Source organism: Kitasatospora sp. NPDC036993 (assembly GCF_055607525.1).
In genome coordinates this window covers 388,513-404,600 of record NZ_JBVJRP010000005.1, presented here as the reverse complement: position 1 = coordinate 404,600, position 16,088 = coordinate 388,513, and the positions used below count along the sequence as shown (strand labels likewise).

Annotated in this window: 17 protein-coding genes; 12 read left to right on the top strand and 5 right to left on the bottom strand. The window is 73.4% G+C overall.

All coding sequences use genetic code 11. From position 1 onward, the window contains the following. Positions 1–74: 74 nt before the first annotated feature. Both ACZ7C5_RS13485 and ACZ7C5_RS13480 read right to left on the bottom strand, forming a co-directional pair. The gene (locus tag ACZ7C5_RS13485; protein ID WP_470322671.1) at positions 75–668 is read right to left on the bottom strand and encodes a sigma-70 family RNA polymerase sigma factor; all 594 of its coding nucleotides are present in this window, start codon (positions 666–668) and stop codon (positions 75–77) included. Between the two features lie 417 nt (positions 669–1,085). After that, the gene (locus ACZ7C5_RS13480; protein WP_470322625.1) at positions 1,086–2,489 is read right to left on the bottom strand and encodes a COG1470 family protein; all 1,404 of its coding nucleotides are present in this window, start codon (positions 2,487–2,489) and stop codon (positions 1,086–1,088) included. 216 nt (positions 2,490–2,705) lie between these two features. On the opposite strand from ACZ7C5_RS13480, the gene ACZ7C5_RS13475 reads away from it, so the two are divergent. Next, positions 2,706–3,443 carry a response regulator transcription factor gene (locus ACZ7C5_RS13475; RefSeq protein ID WP_401082353.1) on the top strand — a complete coding sequence of 246 codons (738 nt, stop codon included), beginning with the start codon at positions 2,706–2,708 and terminating at the stop codon, positions 3,441–3,443. A 202-nt stretch (positions 3,444–3,645) separates the two neighbouring features. Here the strand turns inward: ACZ7C5_RS13475 and ACZ7C5_RS13470 are convergent, their stop codons facing one another. Both ACZ7C5_RS13470 and ACZ7C5_RS13465 read right to left on the bottom strand, forming a co-directional pair. Beyond that, positions 3,646–3,867, bottom strand: coding sequence for a DUF397 domain-containing protein (locus ACZ7C5_RS13470; RefSeq protein WP_401082350.1), 222 nt, complete (start codon positions 3,865–3,867; stop codon positions 3,646–3,648). After that, positions 3,864–4,712 (bottom strand): helix-turn-helix domain-containing protein, encoded by an 849-nt coding sequence (locus ACZ7C5_RS13465; RefSeq protein ID WP_401082348.1) that lies wholly within the window; start codon positions 4,710–4,712, stop codon positions 3,864–3,866. Before ACZ7C5_RS13465 ends, ACZ7C5_RS13470 begins: the two co-directional genes overlap by 4 nt. Before the next feature lie 288 nt (positions 4,713–5,000). Here ACZ7C5_RS13465 and ACZ7C5_RS13460 point away from each other — a divergent pair, with 288 nt between their 5' ends. From ACZ7C5_RS13460 to ACZ7C5_RS13435, 6 genes are all read left to right on the top strand, one after another. After that, on the top strand, positions 5,001–5,369 hold the full coding sequence (locus ACZ7C5_RS13460) for an ATP-binding protein (RefSeq protein WP_401082345.1): 369 nt from the start codon (positions 5,001–5,003) through the stop codon (positions 5,367–5,369). Further along, complete coding sequence (locus tag ACZ7C5_RS13455; RefSeq protein WP_401082342.1) at positions 5,366–5,629, top strand: hypothetical protein; 264 nt, start codon at positions 5,366–5,368, stop codon at positions 5,627–5,629. The genes ACZ7C5_RS13460 and ACZ7C5_RS13455 overlap by 4 nt, the downstream gene beginning before the upstream one ends. Beyond that, positions 5,617–5,763, top strand: coding sequence for a hypothetical protein (locus ACZ7C5_RS13450; protein WP_401082339.1), 147 nt, complete (start codon positions 5,617–5,619; stop codon positions 5,761–5,763). Before ACZ7C5_RS13455 ends, ACZ7C5_RS13450 begins: the two co-directional genes overlap by 13 nt. Positions 5,764–5,948: 185 nt before the next feature. Then, complete coding sequence (locus ACZ7C5_RS13445; protein WP_401082336.1) at positions 5,949–6,389, top strand: hypothetical protein; 441 nt, start codon at positions 5,949–5,951, stop codon at positions 6,387–6,389. A 93-nt stretch (positions 6,390–6,482) separates the two neighbouring features. Next, positions 6,483–7,097 (top strand): hypothetical protein, encoded by a 615-nt coding sequence (locus ACZ7C5_RS13440; RefSeq protein ID WP_470322624.1) that lies wholly within the window; start codon positions 6,483–6,485, stop codon positions 7,095–7,097. Between the two features lie 107 nt (positions 7,098–7,204). Continuing rightward, complete coding sequence (locus ACZ7C5_RS13435) at positions 7,205–7,795, top strand: hypothetical protein (protein ID WP_401082330.1); 591 nt, start codon at positions 7,205–7,207, stop codon at positions 7,793–7,795. Between the two features lie 136 nt (positions 7,796–7,931). Here ACZ7C5_RS13435 and ACZ7C5_RS13430 read toward each other — a convergent pair whose 3' ends face one another. After that, entirely contained in the window at positions 7,932–8,459 is a 528-nt protein-coding gene (locus ACZ7C5_RS13430) for a DapH/DapD/GlmU-related protein (RefSeq protein ID WP_401082877.1), read from the bottom strand. A gap of 114 nt (positions 8,460–8,573) precedes the next feature. Between ACZ7C5_RS13430 and ACZ7C5_RS13425 the strand changes: the two genes are divergently transcribed. From ACZ7C5_RS13425 to ACZ7C5_RS13405, 5 genes are all read left to right on the top strand, one after another. Next, positions 8,574–9,500: a LysR family transcriptional regulator gene (locus ACZ7C5_RS13425; protein ID WP_401082328.1), complete on the top strand. Its 927-nt coding sequence runs from the start codon at positions 8,574–8,576 to the stop codon at positions 9,498–9,500. A 60-nt stretch (positions 9,501–9,560) separates the two neighbouring features. After that, positions 9,561–9,707, top strand: coding sequence for a hypothetical protein (locus ACZ7C5_RS13420; protein WP_401082325.1), 147 nt, complete (start codon positions 9,561–9,563; stop codon positions 9,705–9,707). Between the two features lie 303 nt (positions 9,708–10,010). Then, positions 10,011–13,196, top strand: coding sequence for a hypothetical protein (locus tag ACZ7C5_RS13415; RefSeq protein ID WP_470322670.1), 3,186 nt, complete (start codon positions 10,011–10,013; stop codon positions 13,194–13,196). Next, positions 13,193–13,903 (top strand): Pvc16 family protein, encoded by a 711-nt coding sequence (locus ACZ7C5_RS13410; protein WP_401082322.1) that lies wholly within the window; start codon positions 13,193–13,195, stop codon positions 13,901–13,903. Before ACZ7C5_RS13415 ends, ACZ7C5_RS13410 begins: the two co-directional genes overlap by 4 nt. Beyond that, a complete protein-coding gene (locus tag ACZ7C5_RS13405) occupies positions 13,900–16,047 on the top strand; it encodes an ATP-binding protein (RefSeq protein WP_401082319.1) in 2,148 nt (715 codons plus the stop codon). The genes ACZ7C5_RS13410 and ACZ7C5_RS13405 overlap by 4 nt, the downstream gene beginning before the upstream one ends. Positions 16,048–16,088: the final 41 nt, after the last annotated feature.

Genomic DNA, 16,088 nt, shown 5'->3' with positions numbered 1-16,088 from the left:
TGTCCGGCGATGCTTCCATGATCCTCGGCGGCCGTCCGTGGCCCGTCCGTGGCCCCTCCCCGGTCTGTCCGGGGTCAGCCGCCGTCGAAGGCCGCCCGCAGCCGCAGCAGCCCGTCCCGCATGCGCGTCTTCACCGTGCCCAGCGGCACGCCCAGCGCCCGGGCGATCTCGCGCTGCGAGTACCCGCCGTAGTAGGCCAGCACGAGCGACTCGCGCTGGACGCCGCTCAGCCGGGCGAGCGCGGAGCGGACCCGGAGGGCGTCGTGGGCCCGCTCGACCTGCTCCGGGACGGGCTCGGCGCCCGGCTCGCGGATCGGCTGCTCCCGCAGGGCGACGCGCAGTTCGCGGTCGGCGGCGGCACGTGCCGCGCGGACCCGGTCGACCGCGCGGCGGTGCGCGATGGTGAGCACCCAGGCCGTCACCGTGCCGCGGGCCGGCCGGTAGGCGGCGGCGGTGCGCCAGACCTCCAGCAGCACTTCCTGGGCCACCTCCTCGGCGTGCGCCGCGCTGCGCAGCGTCCGCAGCGCGGTCCCGTACACCGGTGCGGCCACCGCCCGGTACAGCCGCGCGTACGCCGCCTGGTCGCCCCTGGCCACCGCGGCGACCAGGCCGCCCAGCTCCGTGGCCGCCACCGTGGCGGGCGCGGCGGCGGGTACGGCGTCTGGCACGGCGTCGAAGGGCCCGGCGCCGGGGCACGGGCAGGCTCGCGTGGTCACGTCCGCACTGTGCAGCGTTTCGGCGGTCCGGGACCACACGCAGCCTTTGTGCAGCGTTTCACTCCCGGGGGGGCGAGGCCCTCACGGCCCGCGGAGGGCAGCCCGGTTGCCCTCGACGGACAGGCCGACTGCCCCGCGGGGACAGACCCTCCGGGCAAGACGGGTGAGGTGGCTTTGTCCGTACGGGTGTGCGCTGCGACAGTGTCCGTCGGGTGTTGACATGGTCACGGGATGTGAGAGGAGATACGGGGAGAAAAGAGGTTTCGGAGACGAACGGGTCGGAAGTGGCCCGTCGGTATCAACGGGGCATCCGGCGCACCCTTCCCGCCCGGTTGCCCGGGGAGGGAAGGGCATCCTGCACGCGCCGGTTCAGTTCCCCCGCCGGATGTCGCTCAACGTCCCGCTGACGTTGACGAGTTCGTGGCATGTCGGCGCCTGCTTGCCCGAGGCCGGAGTGCCCGGGACCTCGCAGGTCACGTTCGCGGTCACCGCCTGGTCCTCGGGGACCTGGATGGGAGTCACCCAGTGGTAGTCCTGGTTGCGGAAGGTCTCCAAGGCGATCGTGACGATCGTCCTGTTGCCCGCCGTGATGGTCACCAGGCCCTGGTCTCCCTGGAAGTTGGAGACCACGATGTCGCTGACGTCGAGGACCTTGCCGTGCGGCACCGGGTAACTGCCCGTCGCGGCAGTGGCGTTCGCTGCCTGCACGTCGATCGTCTCGGACATCTGCTGCCCCGTCCCCGGGACCGCAGGGCCGGCGCCCGGACCGCCCTGGCTGCCGGGCCCCGTGGTCGGCCTCCCGGAACCGGGCTTGGTCTGGCCGCCGGGGGTGTTCCCGACGGACGGGGACGCCGGGACGCCGTCGGCCGGAGTGGCGGCCGGCGGGGCCGGGGTGGCGATCTGCTGGGCGACGGCCTTCTCGGCGGCCTGCTTCGCCGAAGTGCGGACCGCCGGGCGGACCAGGGCGAACCAGGCCAGCAGCAGCGCGATCAGCGCCGCCAGGAGCACCAGCAGCCACCGGGGGAGGATCGGCAGCTGGAGGAACTCGCCCTCCAGCACCGGCTTCTGGGGCTCCGGCGTGGCGGCCTCGGGGGTGGCACCGGGATTGTTCTCCGCGCCCTTGCCGTCCTTGCCGTCTTTTCCGTCCTTCGGGTCCTTGCCGTCCGCCCGTTCCTCCGGGCCGACGGTCACCTCGAACGGCCAGCTCGCCGGTTTGCCGAACCAGATCGGCTTGCGGGCGCGCGCCTGCACCCGCACCTCCCCGGACTCGCCGGGCTCCAGCCGCAGCTTCTCCGGGGTGACCCGGAACCCCAGCTCCTCCCCGGCCTGCCCGGGAGTGAAGGCCACACCGGTGGGGGCGTTCCCCAGGTTGCGCACCGACGCCCGGTAGCGCCCGCGCAGCCAGCCGCGCCGGCGGCGCGGTGCGAGCGCGGCCCGCAACTCCTGGAACGGCGTCACGGTGACCGTGGTCTCCGGCACCGTCACCAGCTCGGGGTGCTCGACCGGCAGCACCCGGACGCCCAGCGGGAACTCGCCGGCCCTGGTGGCGGCCGAGCGCGGCGGTGCCAGCCGGACCGTCACCGTCTCGGACGTCCCCGGGTAGAGCGAGACCCGGGCCGGCTCGACCGTCGTCCACGCGGCACAGTCGCCGACCACCTCCAGCGTGTACGCCTCCACGATGTCGAGGTCGTTGCGTACCGTCAGGGTCGTGGTGGCCACGCCACCGGGGGCCACCGTCAGTGCGGGCAGGCCGAGTTCGGCGGATGTGGTCATAGCGTGACGGTAGGGCGGTGCGGCGCCCGGAGGAGAGGGCCGGGCGGGCAAGCTGTGGGCACAGCCCTTGCCCGTCCGGACCGACCAGGCACCCCGTCCGGTGCCACCGCGGGAGCGGTCCCGCGCCGCACGCCGCCCCGCCCCCAAGCCCCCGGCCGGCTCCGCCTCGCGGCGGCCGGTCGTCCCCTCGCAGGCTTTCGGAGAATGGAGAGTTCGATGACGTCGACGGACACGACCCGTGAGGAAGTCGTCACCCCCCGCCGGACCGGGACGGCGCCGCGCCCCGGCAGCGCCGCCGCCCCGCGCGTCCCCGAGCAACTGCGCGGCAGGCGCACCCAGATACGGGTGGCGGTGTACGCCGAGGACCTCATCCTCCAGACCGGCGTGGTCCAACAGCTGCGCCAGCGGCCCGAGGTGGAGCTGCTGAACGAGAGCGAGGCCGGACGGGCGGAGGTCTCCCTGCTGGTGGTCGACGCCCTGACCGAGACGGTCACCGAGCACCTGCGGCGGCTGCGGCTCGCCACCTCGGGCCGGATAGGGCTGGTGGTGGGCCACTTCGAGGCGGGAGGGCTACAGACCATCGTGGAGAACGGGGTCGCCGCCGTGCTGCGCCGCTCGGAAGCGGACCAGGACCGGCTGGTGAACCTCATCACCGCGCTCGCCAACGGCGAGGGCGTGATGCCGGGGGACCTGCTCGGTGAACTGCTCGACCGGATCGGGATCCTCCAGCGCACCATGCTCGACGGGCGCGGCCTGACCCTCTCGACACTGACGGCCCGCGAGGCGGAGATGCTGAAGCTGGTGGCGGAGGGCTTCGACACCAGCGAGATCGCCGCCAAGACGTCGTACTCCGAACGCACGGTGAAGAACGTGCTGCACGAGATCATCACCCGCCTCGGCCTGCGCAATCGGGCACACGCCGTGGGCTACGCCATGCGGCGCGGGCTGATCTAGCTGTACTGACCAGGGAGGCCACCGGCGGCGCCCGGAAGGGGGAACGTGCCCGCTTCCTACGGGGGAGGGCGGGCCACGGCGGCGGAGGGCCCGCCTTGTCCGGGGCCAGTGAGGGTGTGCGCCGCCCTACGGAAGCTGATGGGCAAGAAGAAGCGGCGCCTCGCGGGGTGGGGCGAGGCACCGCCTGGGGCCGGGGGAGTGTTCAGAGGAGCCCGAAGTCGAACTCTCCGGTGGAGATGGCGGCGATGAAGGATGAGTGGGCCGCCCGGTCGAAGGCCAGGGCCGGGCCGGAGGGGTCCTTGCTGTCCCGGACTGCGATCGCCTCGGGGAGGAGCGCGTACTCGACACAGTTCTCGTTGCCGCCGCTGTAGCTGGACTTCCGGAAGGTGAAGCCAGTCGCGGCAGCATTGGAGTAGTGGGTCACTTGATCCGTTCTCTCTGTGCGGTGATGAACTCGAGCGAGGAGTCGACGGAAAGGGCTTCAGCCGTGATCTCCTGGAACTTCGCCCGGTACAGCTCGACGTCGGTCGGGTCCTCGATCCAGAATCCGGCGAGCATGCCTTCGACGAAGACGACGTCGAGGTCCTTCCGCTGAGGAAATCCGAGTAGGGCGAACGCACCGCTCATGCCCGGGTGAACTGCCGCACCCGCAGGCATCACCTGGATGTTGACGTTCGCCAACCGGCTCAGCGTGAGTAGCTTGTCGAGTTGCGGGCCCATGATGTCGGGGCGATTCTCGACGGCTCGGAGCGAGGCTTCATGGATGACCGCCCAGACCTCGACCGGGTTCGGGCGGGTCAGGATGGACTGCCGTGCCATTCGGACCTGCACGAGGTCGTCAACCGTCCCCGCCTTCGTGGTCCGGAGGCGGTCGATGACCAGCCGGGCGTATTCGGCGGTCTGGAAGAGCCCCGGAATGAAGGCGGGTTCGTAGGTCTTGAAAGTCGAAGCCTCGGTTTCAAGCATGATCAGGTCAGTCGCGGAGACGTTGATCACGTCGCGGTAGCTCAGCCACCAGCCGCGCTTGCTGCCGTCCTTCGTGATGGCGATCAAGCCGGCGCGGAACTCCTCGTCGTCGCAACCGTAGTGGTCGAGGAGTTTGTTGACGTCCTCGATCTTGGCCGCGGTGCGGGCGTTCTCGATCCGGTTCAGCTTGGCCAGGCTCATGCCGGTGGCTTCAGCCGCAGTGTCCGCGGCGATCTTCGCTTGCTCGCGGAGCCTTCGCAGCTCCTCGCCCAGCCGACGACGGCGAACGGTTGATACCGCCATGCGATGCCCCTCCTGACCTCTCGGTGGACCAGTCTGCCCTTGTTGATCGCATAGGCGCTACCGACAACTGACAGAGAGTGGCACCGAGTTCCGGTTCAATATGAGATTTTGCAGATTAGTTGAGCTGGCTTGCATATGTGATGGCTCTCACGTCATGCTGAGTGTAGCCGGTCGCGTGCAGTGAGTGACTGGCGTTGCAGTTCGGCTGCGCTCTTCCGTCATGCCATCACTTCGATCGCGCGTTTGCTCGATCGATGGCCATCTCTGAAGCCCCACGGAGGTTTCACCGTGTCTTCCCTCGAAATCCCCCCTGACTGGTCGGCCGCGCGCGAGGAGTTGCGCGAGCTGACGGCGCGCGCCGGGTGGGAGCCCGACCTGGTCGCCGATGCCGAGGTCGCGCTCCTCGAACTGTTCGTCAACGCCTGGCGCCACGGCGGCAGCGCGGCGCCGCTCGTCGTCATCGCGCTGCTCGACCACGTGCTCCGGGTCTCCGTCAGCGACGGGAGCCCCATCGTCCCGATCCAGCGCGACGGCTCCGACCTCCTCGCGGTCTCCGGCCGGGGTCTGCGCCTCGTCCGCGCCCTCACCGACCGCTTCGGCACGGAGCCCCGGAAGTCCGGGAAGACCTGCTGGTTCGAGCTGGACGCCGCCGCGTGACCGCCGACCACCGCCGCCCGACCGGGCCGGCCGACGCGATCATGCGCACCTACACCGAGCCGGAGGTCGCCTCCCTGCTCGGCGAACTCCGCGAGCGCGGCCGCAGGTTCGGCCTCATCTGGCCGTCCCTCGCCGTCGACAGCGTCGTGGACGGCCGGGTCCTGGTCCGTTTCGGCGCTGCTCCGGCCAGCACCGTCCTCAACCTCCTCGCGATCCTCCGTCACTACGAGAAGGCCGAGGAGGCCCCGTGCGACTCCTGATCGACCTCGCCCTCCCGTCCCTCCTGATCCTCGCCATCGCCGTCGTCGGCCTCGGCGCGGTCGCCGCCCTGCGGATGCCCCATCCCGGGGACGACACCCCCACCGCCACCCCCGGCCACCAACCGGTGGCCTGAAACCCCGCCCCGCCCACGCCGCCCGGCCGAACCGCCCGGGCGGCGAAAGGCGCGCACCGGAAGTCGGCCTGGCCGACCTCTCGTGCAACACGGTGGTGAAACGGTTCCGGCTGCGAGGACGGAAACCCGGCCAGGAACCTCGGTGCTACTTTGCGTGGAAACCGTTGGAGGGGTGGGCAGTTCGGATGGACAGGGAGCTGCGGCTTGCCGTCGTCGTGGCACTCGGCGCACTCGGGCGAAGTGACGACTACCGGGACCGGGCGGTTGCCGGTCACGGCCTCGCCGCTTTCGCCGAGATGCGGGAAGCTGCCGCACCACTGCTGGACCTCGTCCTCGACCCCGGTGACACCAACGTCACCAGGGTGACCGCGAAAGCCCTGCTCCGGCGAAGGGACCGGGCCGGGCTGGCGACGGTCGCGTCCGCGCTGGCGGTCGCCGATCCGAATCACGAGGACTGGATCCACACCGTGGTCTTCGACGTGTTCGGCATCTTCGCCGGCGACCGGGACGACGCGCTCCGGCTGTGTGAGGAACTGTCGCGGGACACCGACGACCGCGTCGCTCGCGGCGCCCGTCAGCTGTCTGAAGCGCTGACGGAGATCGATCCCGTTCTCGGTCCCGGATAGCCCCGGCGCAGTGGCTCGACGGCAGATGCCGGAGAGCTGTGAATGGGCCCAAGTCCGAAGACGGAGGCCGGCCTTGGCGGTACCGTCGAGCGCATGACCCACCTGAGCGACTGGACCTACGTGGTCACGGACATCGAGGTCGACGGCCCGTGGGCTGGCCCGAACTCGATGCGGTCCTTCGCGTCCGTGGCCACGACCACGGACGGGCGGACCTTCGGTGAGTTCGAGGCCGTTCTCGAACCGCTCCCCGGCGCGGCGCCGAACCCGCGCACGAAGGAGTGGTTCGATTCCGAGCCGGGCACCTGGGAGGCCGCGACGGAGAACCCGGAGCCCGTCGCCGGCGTGATGCGCCGGTACGTGGAGTGGATCCGGGCGCTGCCGGGCCGGCGGGTGTTCGCCGCGTCACCGTTGTCCTTCGACGGGACGTGGATCGACTACTACCTGCGCCGGTTCACTCCGTACGGCCTTCACCAGGGCCCGTACGAGGAGGACCGTCTCTTCGACGGGGCCGCTCTGTGCCTGCGCTCGTACACGGCGGCGTTGACGGGTCGACCGGTCGCGGACCTTCCGACGCCGGAGCTGCCCGCGCACTGGCTCGGTGAGGTCGAGCACACCCACCGGGCGATCGATGACGCGCGGGGCTACGCCAACCTCCTGCACTTCCTCGCGCGGAACGCCGATACACCCGCGATCACCTTCGACGCGTAGGCGCCGGGCGCGATCGACGGCGTGACCGACGGCGTGACCGACGGCGCGTTCGACGGCGCGTTCGAGGGGAGTGATCGACGGCCGCCCGGTTCCGGTACGGTCATGGCATGACCTCGACCTTCGCTGCTCCCGCTGACGCCGCCGAGGCGATCGTCAGGCACGTCCTGCAACTCCGCCGGGACGCGTGGCAGAAGGCCCTCACCGACAGCGAGTTCCGCGGCACGGCGACCTTCGCGGGCGTGAACCACACCCTCAGCGCCGTCCAGGAGGACGTCTACCTCCGCTGTCTGGGCCACGTGCTGGGCACGGACGACGAGGACGCCGTCGACGCCTACGTGACGGACTGGGCGGAGCGGTCCGGAGCGGACCTCGAAGGGGCCGGGGTGCGCATCCGGCAGATGCCGACCCCGGGAGACCTCTACGACCAGCGGGCCGAGGCCCAGGTGCTGGACACCCTGCGCGAAGCGGGGGCGGCGGGCCTCTCGAAGACCCGGATCCTGCCGCTGCTGGCCACCGACCGGCTGGCCTTCGGCCGGGGCGACGACAGCCGGTGGCTGAAGCGGTGGATCGCCGAGGGCACCGTCGTCGAGCGGCACCGAGGTCGCGGCACCGTCTACCTCCACCGCGAAGCCGTTGAAGCCGTCCAGGCCGTGGACGCCGTCGAGGCCGTCGAGGCCGTCGACTTCCCGCCGGCATAGGGCGTGTCCACGGTGCTGTCGCCGGTGGGCGGCGGGGGCCGGACGTGGTTCCAATGCCGGCCGGTCGGGCGTGACGGGGTATCGGGATCAGGTGCATCGGGATCAGACCGCGGCGTGCTGCTCTGCCCCGCCGGGCTCAGCCGATCGGCCTGACCACCCGGGCGGGGACTCCCGCGACCAGGGTCCCGCCAGGAACATCACGGGTGACCACCGCGCCGGCGGCGACCACCGCGCCGGCACCGATGGTCACGCCCTGCGTGACCACGGCGGCCGTCCCGATCCAGACGTCGTCCTCGATGGCGATCGGGGCGAAGGAGAGGTATTCACGGCGCTCGGCGAGGGGCAGAGGGTGCCCCCCGGTGATGAGGCTGACCTTCGGGGCGATCATGACACCGCTGCCGATGCGGATCCCGCCCCCGTCCATGAACGTGCATCCCTGGTTGACGAAGACGTTCTCCCCGAACGTCGTGTTCAGCCCGTGCTCGGTGAAGAACGGCGGGTAGATCGTCACCGACTCCGGGAGCGGGCCCCCGAACACGAGGGAAAGGAGTTCGGCACGACCTTCGTGGTCGCTGAACGGCAGCGCGTTCAGCCGGGACGTCGCGTCGGTCACCTCCACCACTCGTTCCACGTGACGCGTGAACTCGGGCGTCCGGACATACATGACCTGGTCTGTGCGGGTCGACATGCGTTGATCCCACCACCCCGCGGAGCACGCGATCAAACAACCTCACGGCCCATCAGACACAACCGATCGTTGTGGAAGTAGGGTGGAGGCGTGGATGCCGAAGCGCTGCGGACGTTCGTGACCGTTGCCGAGACCGGCCAGTTCCAGGCAGCGGCGGACGAGCTGGGGATCAGCCAGCAGGCGGTCTCCAAGCGGATCGCGACCCTGGAGCGACACCTCGGGGTCACGCTCCTGGTGCGGACCTCCCGCGGCTCCCGGCTGAGCCTGGACGGGCAGGTCTTCCGGCCGCACGCCATGAAGGCCCTCACAGCTCTCGAACAGGCCGAGCGGGCCGTGCGCCCCGGCAGCCGGCCCTTGCGTGTCGACGTCCTCAACCGACGCATCGCTCCCGCCCAGGCCGTCTACCGGTTCTACCGCTCCCATCCCGAGATGAACCTGGACGTGGTCACGCTGGGCAACGAGAACGCCGCCCAGGCCACCCGGGCGGTGCTCGAAGGGAGCATCGACGCGTCCTTCCGCGCCCTGCCGGCACAGCAGGTCCCGGCCGGGATCCGCGCCGAACGACTTCTGGACGCCCCCCTCGAGCTCCTGGTCGGGCCCGGCCACCCGTTGGCGCGCGCGCCCCGGGTCAGGCCCGCGGACCTCGCCGGCCACCGCATCTGGATCCCCGGGATCACGCCGGGCACGGAGTGGGCGGCGTTCTACCAGGCACTGTCCGAGACCTTCGGACTGAGCATCGACGCGCTCGGACCCCACTTCGGTGACGAGGCCCTGATGGACGCGTTGGCCGACTCGGCGTCACTGGCCACCCTCGTCGGCAGCGGGGACCGGTACCTGTGGCCCCAGAGCCACGACCTGCGGCGCATCCCGTTGCACGAACCGACCCCGGTCTACCCGCACGTGCTGCTGTCCCGCAGTGGAGACCAGCACCCCGTGCTGACCGCGCTGCGCGACCATGTGCGTGCCTCGCTGCGAACCCCCGACGAGGTGTGGGCACCGGACTGGGTAGGCTGCTGACCGGACGACCGATTCAGCCTGTGCCTGGAGCGGCTGCGCGACGAGGAGTTCGCCCGGCAGGTGTGGACCGACCGGCTGACGGTCCCGCAGGTCGCCGACCGGATCGCCGCCTCCTCGGGACTGACCCTCGCCCCGAACACCGACAGCGTTCTCCGGGGACGCGTCCGGCGGGCCTGGACCGGGGTCGGGCACATCCGCTTCGACTGAGCGCGGCGGCGAAGGCCCGCACCGGAAGTCGGACCGGCCGACTTCTCGCGCGAGGGGCCGGGCGCGAGGGGCCGGGCGCGAGGTGCCAGGTCCGGGTGGCCTGCCCTTTGGGGACACCGGGTGCTTCCCCCGCCTCGGGTGCCCGGGCTCTCCCGCCGCGCCGCCGCACCGGGGACACTGCCGGGGAGACCGCCCCCGCAACCTGTGAGGTCGAGCGTGATCGGCGCCACCGCCACCCCCCGCTCCGTCCGGCGGCCGGCCAGGGCCGCCGTCGCGGTGCTGCTCGCGCTGGCGACGGCCCTGATGACCCTGACCGGAGCCGCCCCCGGCGGGCAGGGCACCGCCGCCGCCGCCCCGGTCGCCGCGGTCGACCCGGCGGCCGGGCGGATCACCTACGCCGGCACCAACCACCGCGGCCTCGGCCGGGTGACCGGCGCGGAGACCAGCACCCCGCTGTTCGGGCCAGGACCGGTCCACTTCGACCGCGACCCCTCGGCCCGCGGCGACGAACTGGTCTTCACCAGCCTGCGGGACGGCCCGCTGCCCCAGGTCTACCTGCGCGACGCGGCCGGCGCGGTGCACCGGCTCACCACCGGCATGGACACCGCCCACCCCGCGCTGGCCCCGGACGGCAAGGGCGTCGTCTTCGAGTCCCTGGAGCCGCGCGGGGGCGACGGCGGGACGCAGCACGTCCTGTGGGCGGTCGACCGGGACGGCGGCGGACTGCGCCGGATCACCGACGGCGCGGCCGACGAGACCCACCCGACCGTCTCGCCCGACGGCCGGTGGATCGCGTACTCCTGCACCGGCGACCCGGCGCACCGGCAGATCTACCTGCGGCCGTTCGCCGGCGGCGCGCCGACCAAGGTCAGCAACGTGACCACCGGGGACGCGATCGACCCGACCTGGAACCCGGTCGACACCGACGCGCACCGCAACGAGATCGTCTACACCTGGGACAAGGGCGACCAGGGCAGGACCCTGATCCTCACCACGCCCACCGGCGCCGAGAAGGCGTTCTTCCCCGGCACCGGCTCCACCTGGAAGACCGGCTCCGCCGGCTGGCTGGCCGACGGCAGCGGAGTCCTCTTCCTCAGCGCCGACCTGCTCACACCCCCCGACCCGGCCCCGGTCCCCGATCCGTCCAAGCCTCCGGTGGTGAACCTCTACCACGCGCTGACCTGCAACTGCGAAGCGCCCAGGCTGCTCCACAGTGCCGACCGGCTGATCGCCTCACCGACCTGGCTGGGCCCGCAGAACGGGGGCGGCCCGGTGGTCGAGCAGACCAGCGCCTCCGCCGCCGACGTCGCCGACCTCCAGGACGTCCGCCCCGACGGGTCCGACCCGCGCGACCTGGGCATCAGCGTGCTCCGCGAGGACCCGGCCGCCGGCACCGTCACCAGCACCGACCCGGCCGCTGACCCGCTCTTCCACCCCCGCCCCGGCTACGACCCCTGGTACGAACGCCAGGCCTACACGCCCGACGGCCGGCAGATCGTGGTGACCCGCTACGAGGACGGGCCGGCCGGACGGATCCAGCGGATCTGGCTCGCCGACGCCGACGGGTCGAACCCGCACCCGATGAACCTCGCCGGGCGCGGCCCGAACGACCGGGACACCGACCCGTCCGTCTCACCGGACGGCCGGCTGATCGTGTTCAGCCGCAGTGCCCCGGCCACCGGCCAGCAGCCCGCCCGGCCCGGACGGGTGCTGATCGCCGAGATCGCCACCGGACGGATCGTCGGCACCGTCCAGCCGCCGGCCGGCGGGCAGGGCGGCTCCGACGGGCAGCCCTTCTGGTCCCCGGACGGCAAGCTGATCGCCTTCTCCAGGACCGCCGTGGTGAACGGCAACGCCGGCAACGCGCACGTCTGGACGGTGCCCGCCGACGACCTCACCCGGCAGACCGACCTGAGCCGGACGGCCTGCCCCGGCAGCTGCAACGTCATCGACGACAGCCCGGCGTTCGCCCCCGACGGCCGCCGGATCGCCTTCAACCGCAAGGCCGGCGACGGCGGGGACAACCGGCAGGACGGAGTGGTCGTCACCTCGCCCACCGGCGGCGACTGCACGGTGGTCCTGCCCACCGGCCTCGGCAGCGGCGCCTGCACCCGGCCGCTGCCCGAGGCCTCCGGCAACGGGCCCTTCCAGCCCCGCGACGTCGCCTGGACCGCCGACAGCGCGCAGCTGGTGCTCACCTCCCGCCGGGCCGCGCCGCCCAACTCCCCGGAGGGGCTGGGGCTCTACGACTTCGCCACCGGCAAGCTCAGCCCGCTCGACTGGCGGCTGCCGGGGCGCCAGAAGGAACCGGCCGTCCAGCAGTCCGTCGACCTGACGCTGACCGCACCCGACCGGACCCCGGCCGTCCCCGTCGACGGCGGCACCGAGGTGACGATCACCGTCACCGACAAGGGCCCCGCGCCCTCGCCCGGTACCGTCCTCACCGTCTCGGTGCCCACCGGAGCCCGGCTCGGCGGCCTGAGCACCCCGACCGGGACGTGCGACGCGGCGGCGCTGCGCTGCGAACTCGGCACCCTGGCACCGCGCGCCGTGGTCAAGGTCAAGGCCACCCTGATCGGCACCAGGACCGGCACCCAGGAGTTCGGCTGGAGCGTCACCGGCACGGTGGCCGACCCGAACCCCGAGGACGACTCCGCCTCGACCTTCCTGCCGGTGCTGGCCCCGCCGACCCCCTCGCCGTCGCCCACCCCTTCACCGACCGCCTCGCCCACGCCGACACCCACCCCGACACCCACGCCGACCCCGGCCCCGACACCCACCACCACGCCCACCCCCGCACCGCCGCCGCCCCCGCCGCCGGTCCCGGCCCCCGCACCGCCGGCGCAGGCCGGCCCCGCGGTCACGGTCGGCGCCCAGCCGAACCCCGGCTACGTCGGCGGCCGCGTCACCGTCAGCTACACGGTGCGCAACGGCGGCCAGGCCCTGGCGACCGGACTGCGCCTGACCCTCGGCCTGCCCGCGGGCGTGCCCACCGAGGCCCTGCCCCCCGGCTGCCGGGCCGGGAGCTGCACGGTGAGCGACCTCGCCCCCGGCCGCAGCGCGGTGGTCCGCGTCGTACTGTCACCCGTGGCCGCCCTGGACACCGTGATCACGGCCGAGCTGACCACCACCGGCACCGACGCCAGTCCCGGACCGCACCGGGCGAGCACCCCGCTGCGCATCCTCCAGCCCCGCATCGTCGCGGTGCCGGCGATCGGCAAGCCCGGCTTCGTGACCTCGGTCCGCGGCGTGGACTTCCCGCCCGGCGCACCCGTCGAGTTCACCTGGAACCCCGGCCTCACCGCCGACGCCGCCCCGACCCGCCCGAAGGCCGACGGGACCTTCGCCGGGCAGCTGCTCATCCTCCCCAAGGACGAGCCGGGACCGCGCACCATCACCGCCGAAGGCCCCGGATTCTCCCCGGTGACCTGCCCCTTCCTCGTCGTCGAGGGCAGCATCGGCCCGCCGGGGGAGGTGGAGCGGCGGTGATCCACGAAGTCGACGAGGCACTGCGGCGACTGCTCGCCGAGACCGGTCTGCCCGAGCGCGGGATCGAGGTGGTCTTCGACGCGCCCACCCGGGACTTCGCCGCCCGGCGCAACGCGCCCACGGTCAGCGTCTTCCTCTACGGGCTCCGCGAGGACACCGGCCGCCGGCAGGCCGGCACCGTCGCCGAGTACGACGCGGACGGCCTGGTGACGGGGCACCGCCCCGCGCCCCGCTGGTTCGAGCTGGCCTACCTGGTCACCGCCTGGACCAACCGGCCACAGGACGAACACCGGCTGCTGGCCGAGGTGTTGCAGTGCCTGACCGCCATCGACACGCTGCCCGCCCGGCTGCTCACCGGCACCCTCGCCGAGCTCGGGCTGACCGTCGGGCTGGACATCGCGGGGCGCGACACCGGCCTGCCGTCGGTGTCCGACGTCTGGTCCTCGCTCGGCGGGGAGCTACGGCCCTCGGTCGACCTCAGGGTGCTCGCCCCGCTGCCCGGCGAACGCGGCCCGGCGGGCCCGCCGGTCACCGAGGGGCTGGTGCTGCGCGCCGGCGACACCACCCCGGAGGGCGAGGTACCCGCCGGGGCCCCGGGCCGCCGACTGCGTTACCAGGGTGCCACGGACCCCGGGACGGACGGCTTCGCCGCGCCCAGGGACCGCGGGCTGCCGCCCGGCCGCCGGCCGCGGGGCAGGGCGCGATGAGCGTGGACCTCGACCCGGCGGTGCACGGCGGGCGCCCGGCGAACGGCACGTACCAGGAGAGCGACGCGCCGTCAGTGGACGCCGCGGCGCCGCCGAACCCCGCACCGCCGGGCCACGACCACCTCTGGGAGCGGCTGCACCGGATCGAGCAACGGGTCCGCGCCGCCGTGCGCGAGCGCCGCGCCGACGACCCCGACCCGGACGACCCGTACCGCGGCCAGTACCTCGGCCCCGAGGCGGTGGAACGCATCCTGGCGGCCTCCGCCACCGTGCACCGGGACACCGCGGACCCCGTCGACGGGCCCGCGCCGCCGCCCGGCTCCCGGCTCGCCTCGCTGAGCGCCGCCTTCGGGCTGCTCCCGCTGGACCTCGACCTCCTGCTGGTCGCCCTCGCCCCCGACCTCGACACCCGCTTCGAACAGCTCTACGGCTACCTCAACGACGACCTGACCCGCCGCCGGGCGACCGTCGGCCTGGCCCTGGACCTGTGCGGACTGCCCGGCGCCGGCGCCGGCCGCTTCCGGTTCTCCGTACGGGCCCCGCTGATCGCCGGCGGCCTGCTGGAGATCGCCGAGCCGGAGCGCCCGCTGCTCTCCCGCCCCCTGCGCGTGCCGGACCGGGTGACGGCCCACCTGCTCGGCGACGACGAACCGGACGGCGCCCTGGCCGGCCTCGCTCACCGCGCCGCACCCTGCTCCCGGAAGCCTGTCGAGCGGCTGCGCGCGGCCGCCGCCGACGGCGGACTGGTGCACCTGCTGGACCGGGGCGGGCACGGCGGCCCGCCGGCGGTGGCCGCCCTCGCGGCCGGCGGCCCGCCACCGCTGGTGATCGACGCCGCCGCGCTCGCCGCCCGCCCGCCGGAGGCCACCGTACGGGTGCTCGCCCGCGAGGCGCGGCTCGGCGGGGGCGGCGTGGTGCTCGGTCCCCTGGACCGGCTCGAACCCGAACGGCCCGAGCGGGCCGCGCTGTTGCGCGAGCTGTGCGCGGCGCTGGCCGGTGTCCCGCTGATCGTGCACGGCCCGCAGGTCTGGGACCCGGCCTGGACGGCGGCCGCCCCCGTGGTGGTCACCGTCCCGCCGCCGGACGCCCGCGAGCGGGCCGGGCAGTGGGCCCACGCGCTGGCGGGGGGCCCGGCCGGCGAGCTGAGCGAGGAGCTGGCCGAGGCGGTGGCCGGCTACCGGCTGGACCAGGACCAGCTGACCAGGGCCGCCGACGTCGCGGCCCGGACGGCGGCCGCCGAGCGGCGCCCGGTGCGCGCCGAGGACCTGCGGACCGCGGTGCGGGCCCAGAACGCCGCGGGCCTGGCCCGCCTCGCCCGCCGGATCGGGCCCGCCGTCGGCTGGGCCGACCTGGTGCTGCCCGCCCCCACCGCCGGCCGGCTGCGCGAACTCGTGCAGCGGGCCAGGCACCGCGACCAGGTGCTCGGACGCTGGCGGATGCGTCCCGGCGGCGGTCGCGGCAACGGGGTGATCGCCCTGTTCGCGGGGGAGTCCGGCACGGGCAAGACGATGTCGGCCGAGGTGGTCGCCGCGGAACTCGGCATGGAGCTGTACGTGGTGGACCTCTCCACCGTCGTGGACAAGTACATCGGCGAGACCGAGAAGAACCTGGAGCGCATCTTCACCGAGGCCGCCCAGGTGAACGGCGTGCTGCTGTTCGACGAGGCGGACGCGCTGTTCGGGAAGCGCTCGGAGGTCAAGGACGCCCGCGACCGGCACGCCAACGTGGAGACCGCCTACCTGCTCCAGCGGATGGAGTCCTTCGACGGGATCGCGGTGCTGACGTCCAACCTGCGGGCCAACCTCGACGAGGCGTTCACCCGCCGGCTGGACGTCATCGCGGAGTTCCCGCTGCCGGACGAGGCGCAGCGCCGCCTGCTGTGGGACCGCTGCCTGGGGCCGCTGCTGCCCCGCGGCGACGACCTCGACCTGGACTTCTGCGCCCGGCACTTCGAGCTCACCGGCGGCTCCATCCGGGCCTGCGCGGTCTCCGCGGCCTACCTGGCCGCCGGAACGGGCGAACCGCTGGGCATGGCGCAGCTGGTCTCCGCGGTGGTCGGCGAGTACCGCAAGCTCGGCCGGCTGGTGCTGGAGAGCGAGTTCGGGCCATGGCTGCGCGCCCTCGGGGACACCGCGCACGGCTGACCCCTGGTGCGTCCGGGGCGGCGCGGGCGCCCGCCGGGTGC

Excerpts from the sequence above, each read along its gene's own strand:
- ACZ7C5_RS13480 (WP_470322625.1), bottom strand. The coding sequence starts at position 2,489 with ATGACCACATCCGCCGAACTCGGCCTGCCCGCACTGACGGTGGCCCCC.
- ACZ7C5_RS13475 (WP_401082353.1), top strand. The coding sequence starts at position 2,706 with ATGACGTCGACGGACACGACCCGTGAGGAAGTCGTCACCCCCCGCCGG.
- ACZ7C5_RS13465 (WP_401082348.1), bottom strand. The coding sequence starts at position 4,712 with ATGGCGGTATCAACCGTTCGCCGTCGTCGGCTGGGCGAGGAGCTGCGA.
- ACZ7C5_RS13445 (WP_401082336.1), top strand. The coding sequence starts at position 5,949 with ATGGACAGGGAGCTGCGGCTTGCCGTCGTCGTGGCACTCGGCGCACTC.
- ACZ7C5_RS13440 (WP_470322624.1), top strand. The coding sequence starts at position 6,483 with ATGACCCACCTGAGCGACTGGACCTACGTGGTCACGGACATCGAGGTC.
- ACZ7C5_RS13435 (WP_401082330.1), top strand. The coding sequence starts at position 7,205 with ATGACCTCGACCTTCGCTGCTCCCGCTGACGCCGCCGAGGCGATCGTC.
- ACZ7C5_RS13430 (WP_401082877.1), bottom strand. The coding sequence starts at position 8,459 with ATGTATGTCCGGACGCCCGAGTTCACGCGTCACGTGGAACGAGTGGTG.
- ACZ7C5_RS13415 (WP_470322670.1), top strand. The coding sequence starts at position 10,011 with ATGACCCTGACCGGAGCCGCCCCCGGCGGGCAGGGCACCGCCGCCGCC.
- ACZ7C5_RS13405 (WP_401082319.1), top strand. The coding sequence starts at position 13,900 with ATGAGCGTGGACCTCGACCCGGCGGTGCACGGCGGGCGCCCGGCGAAC.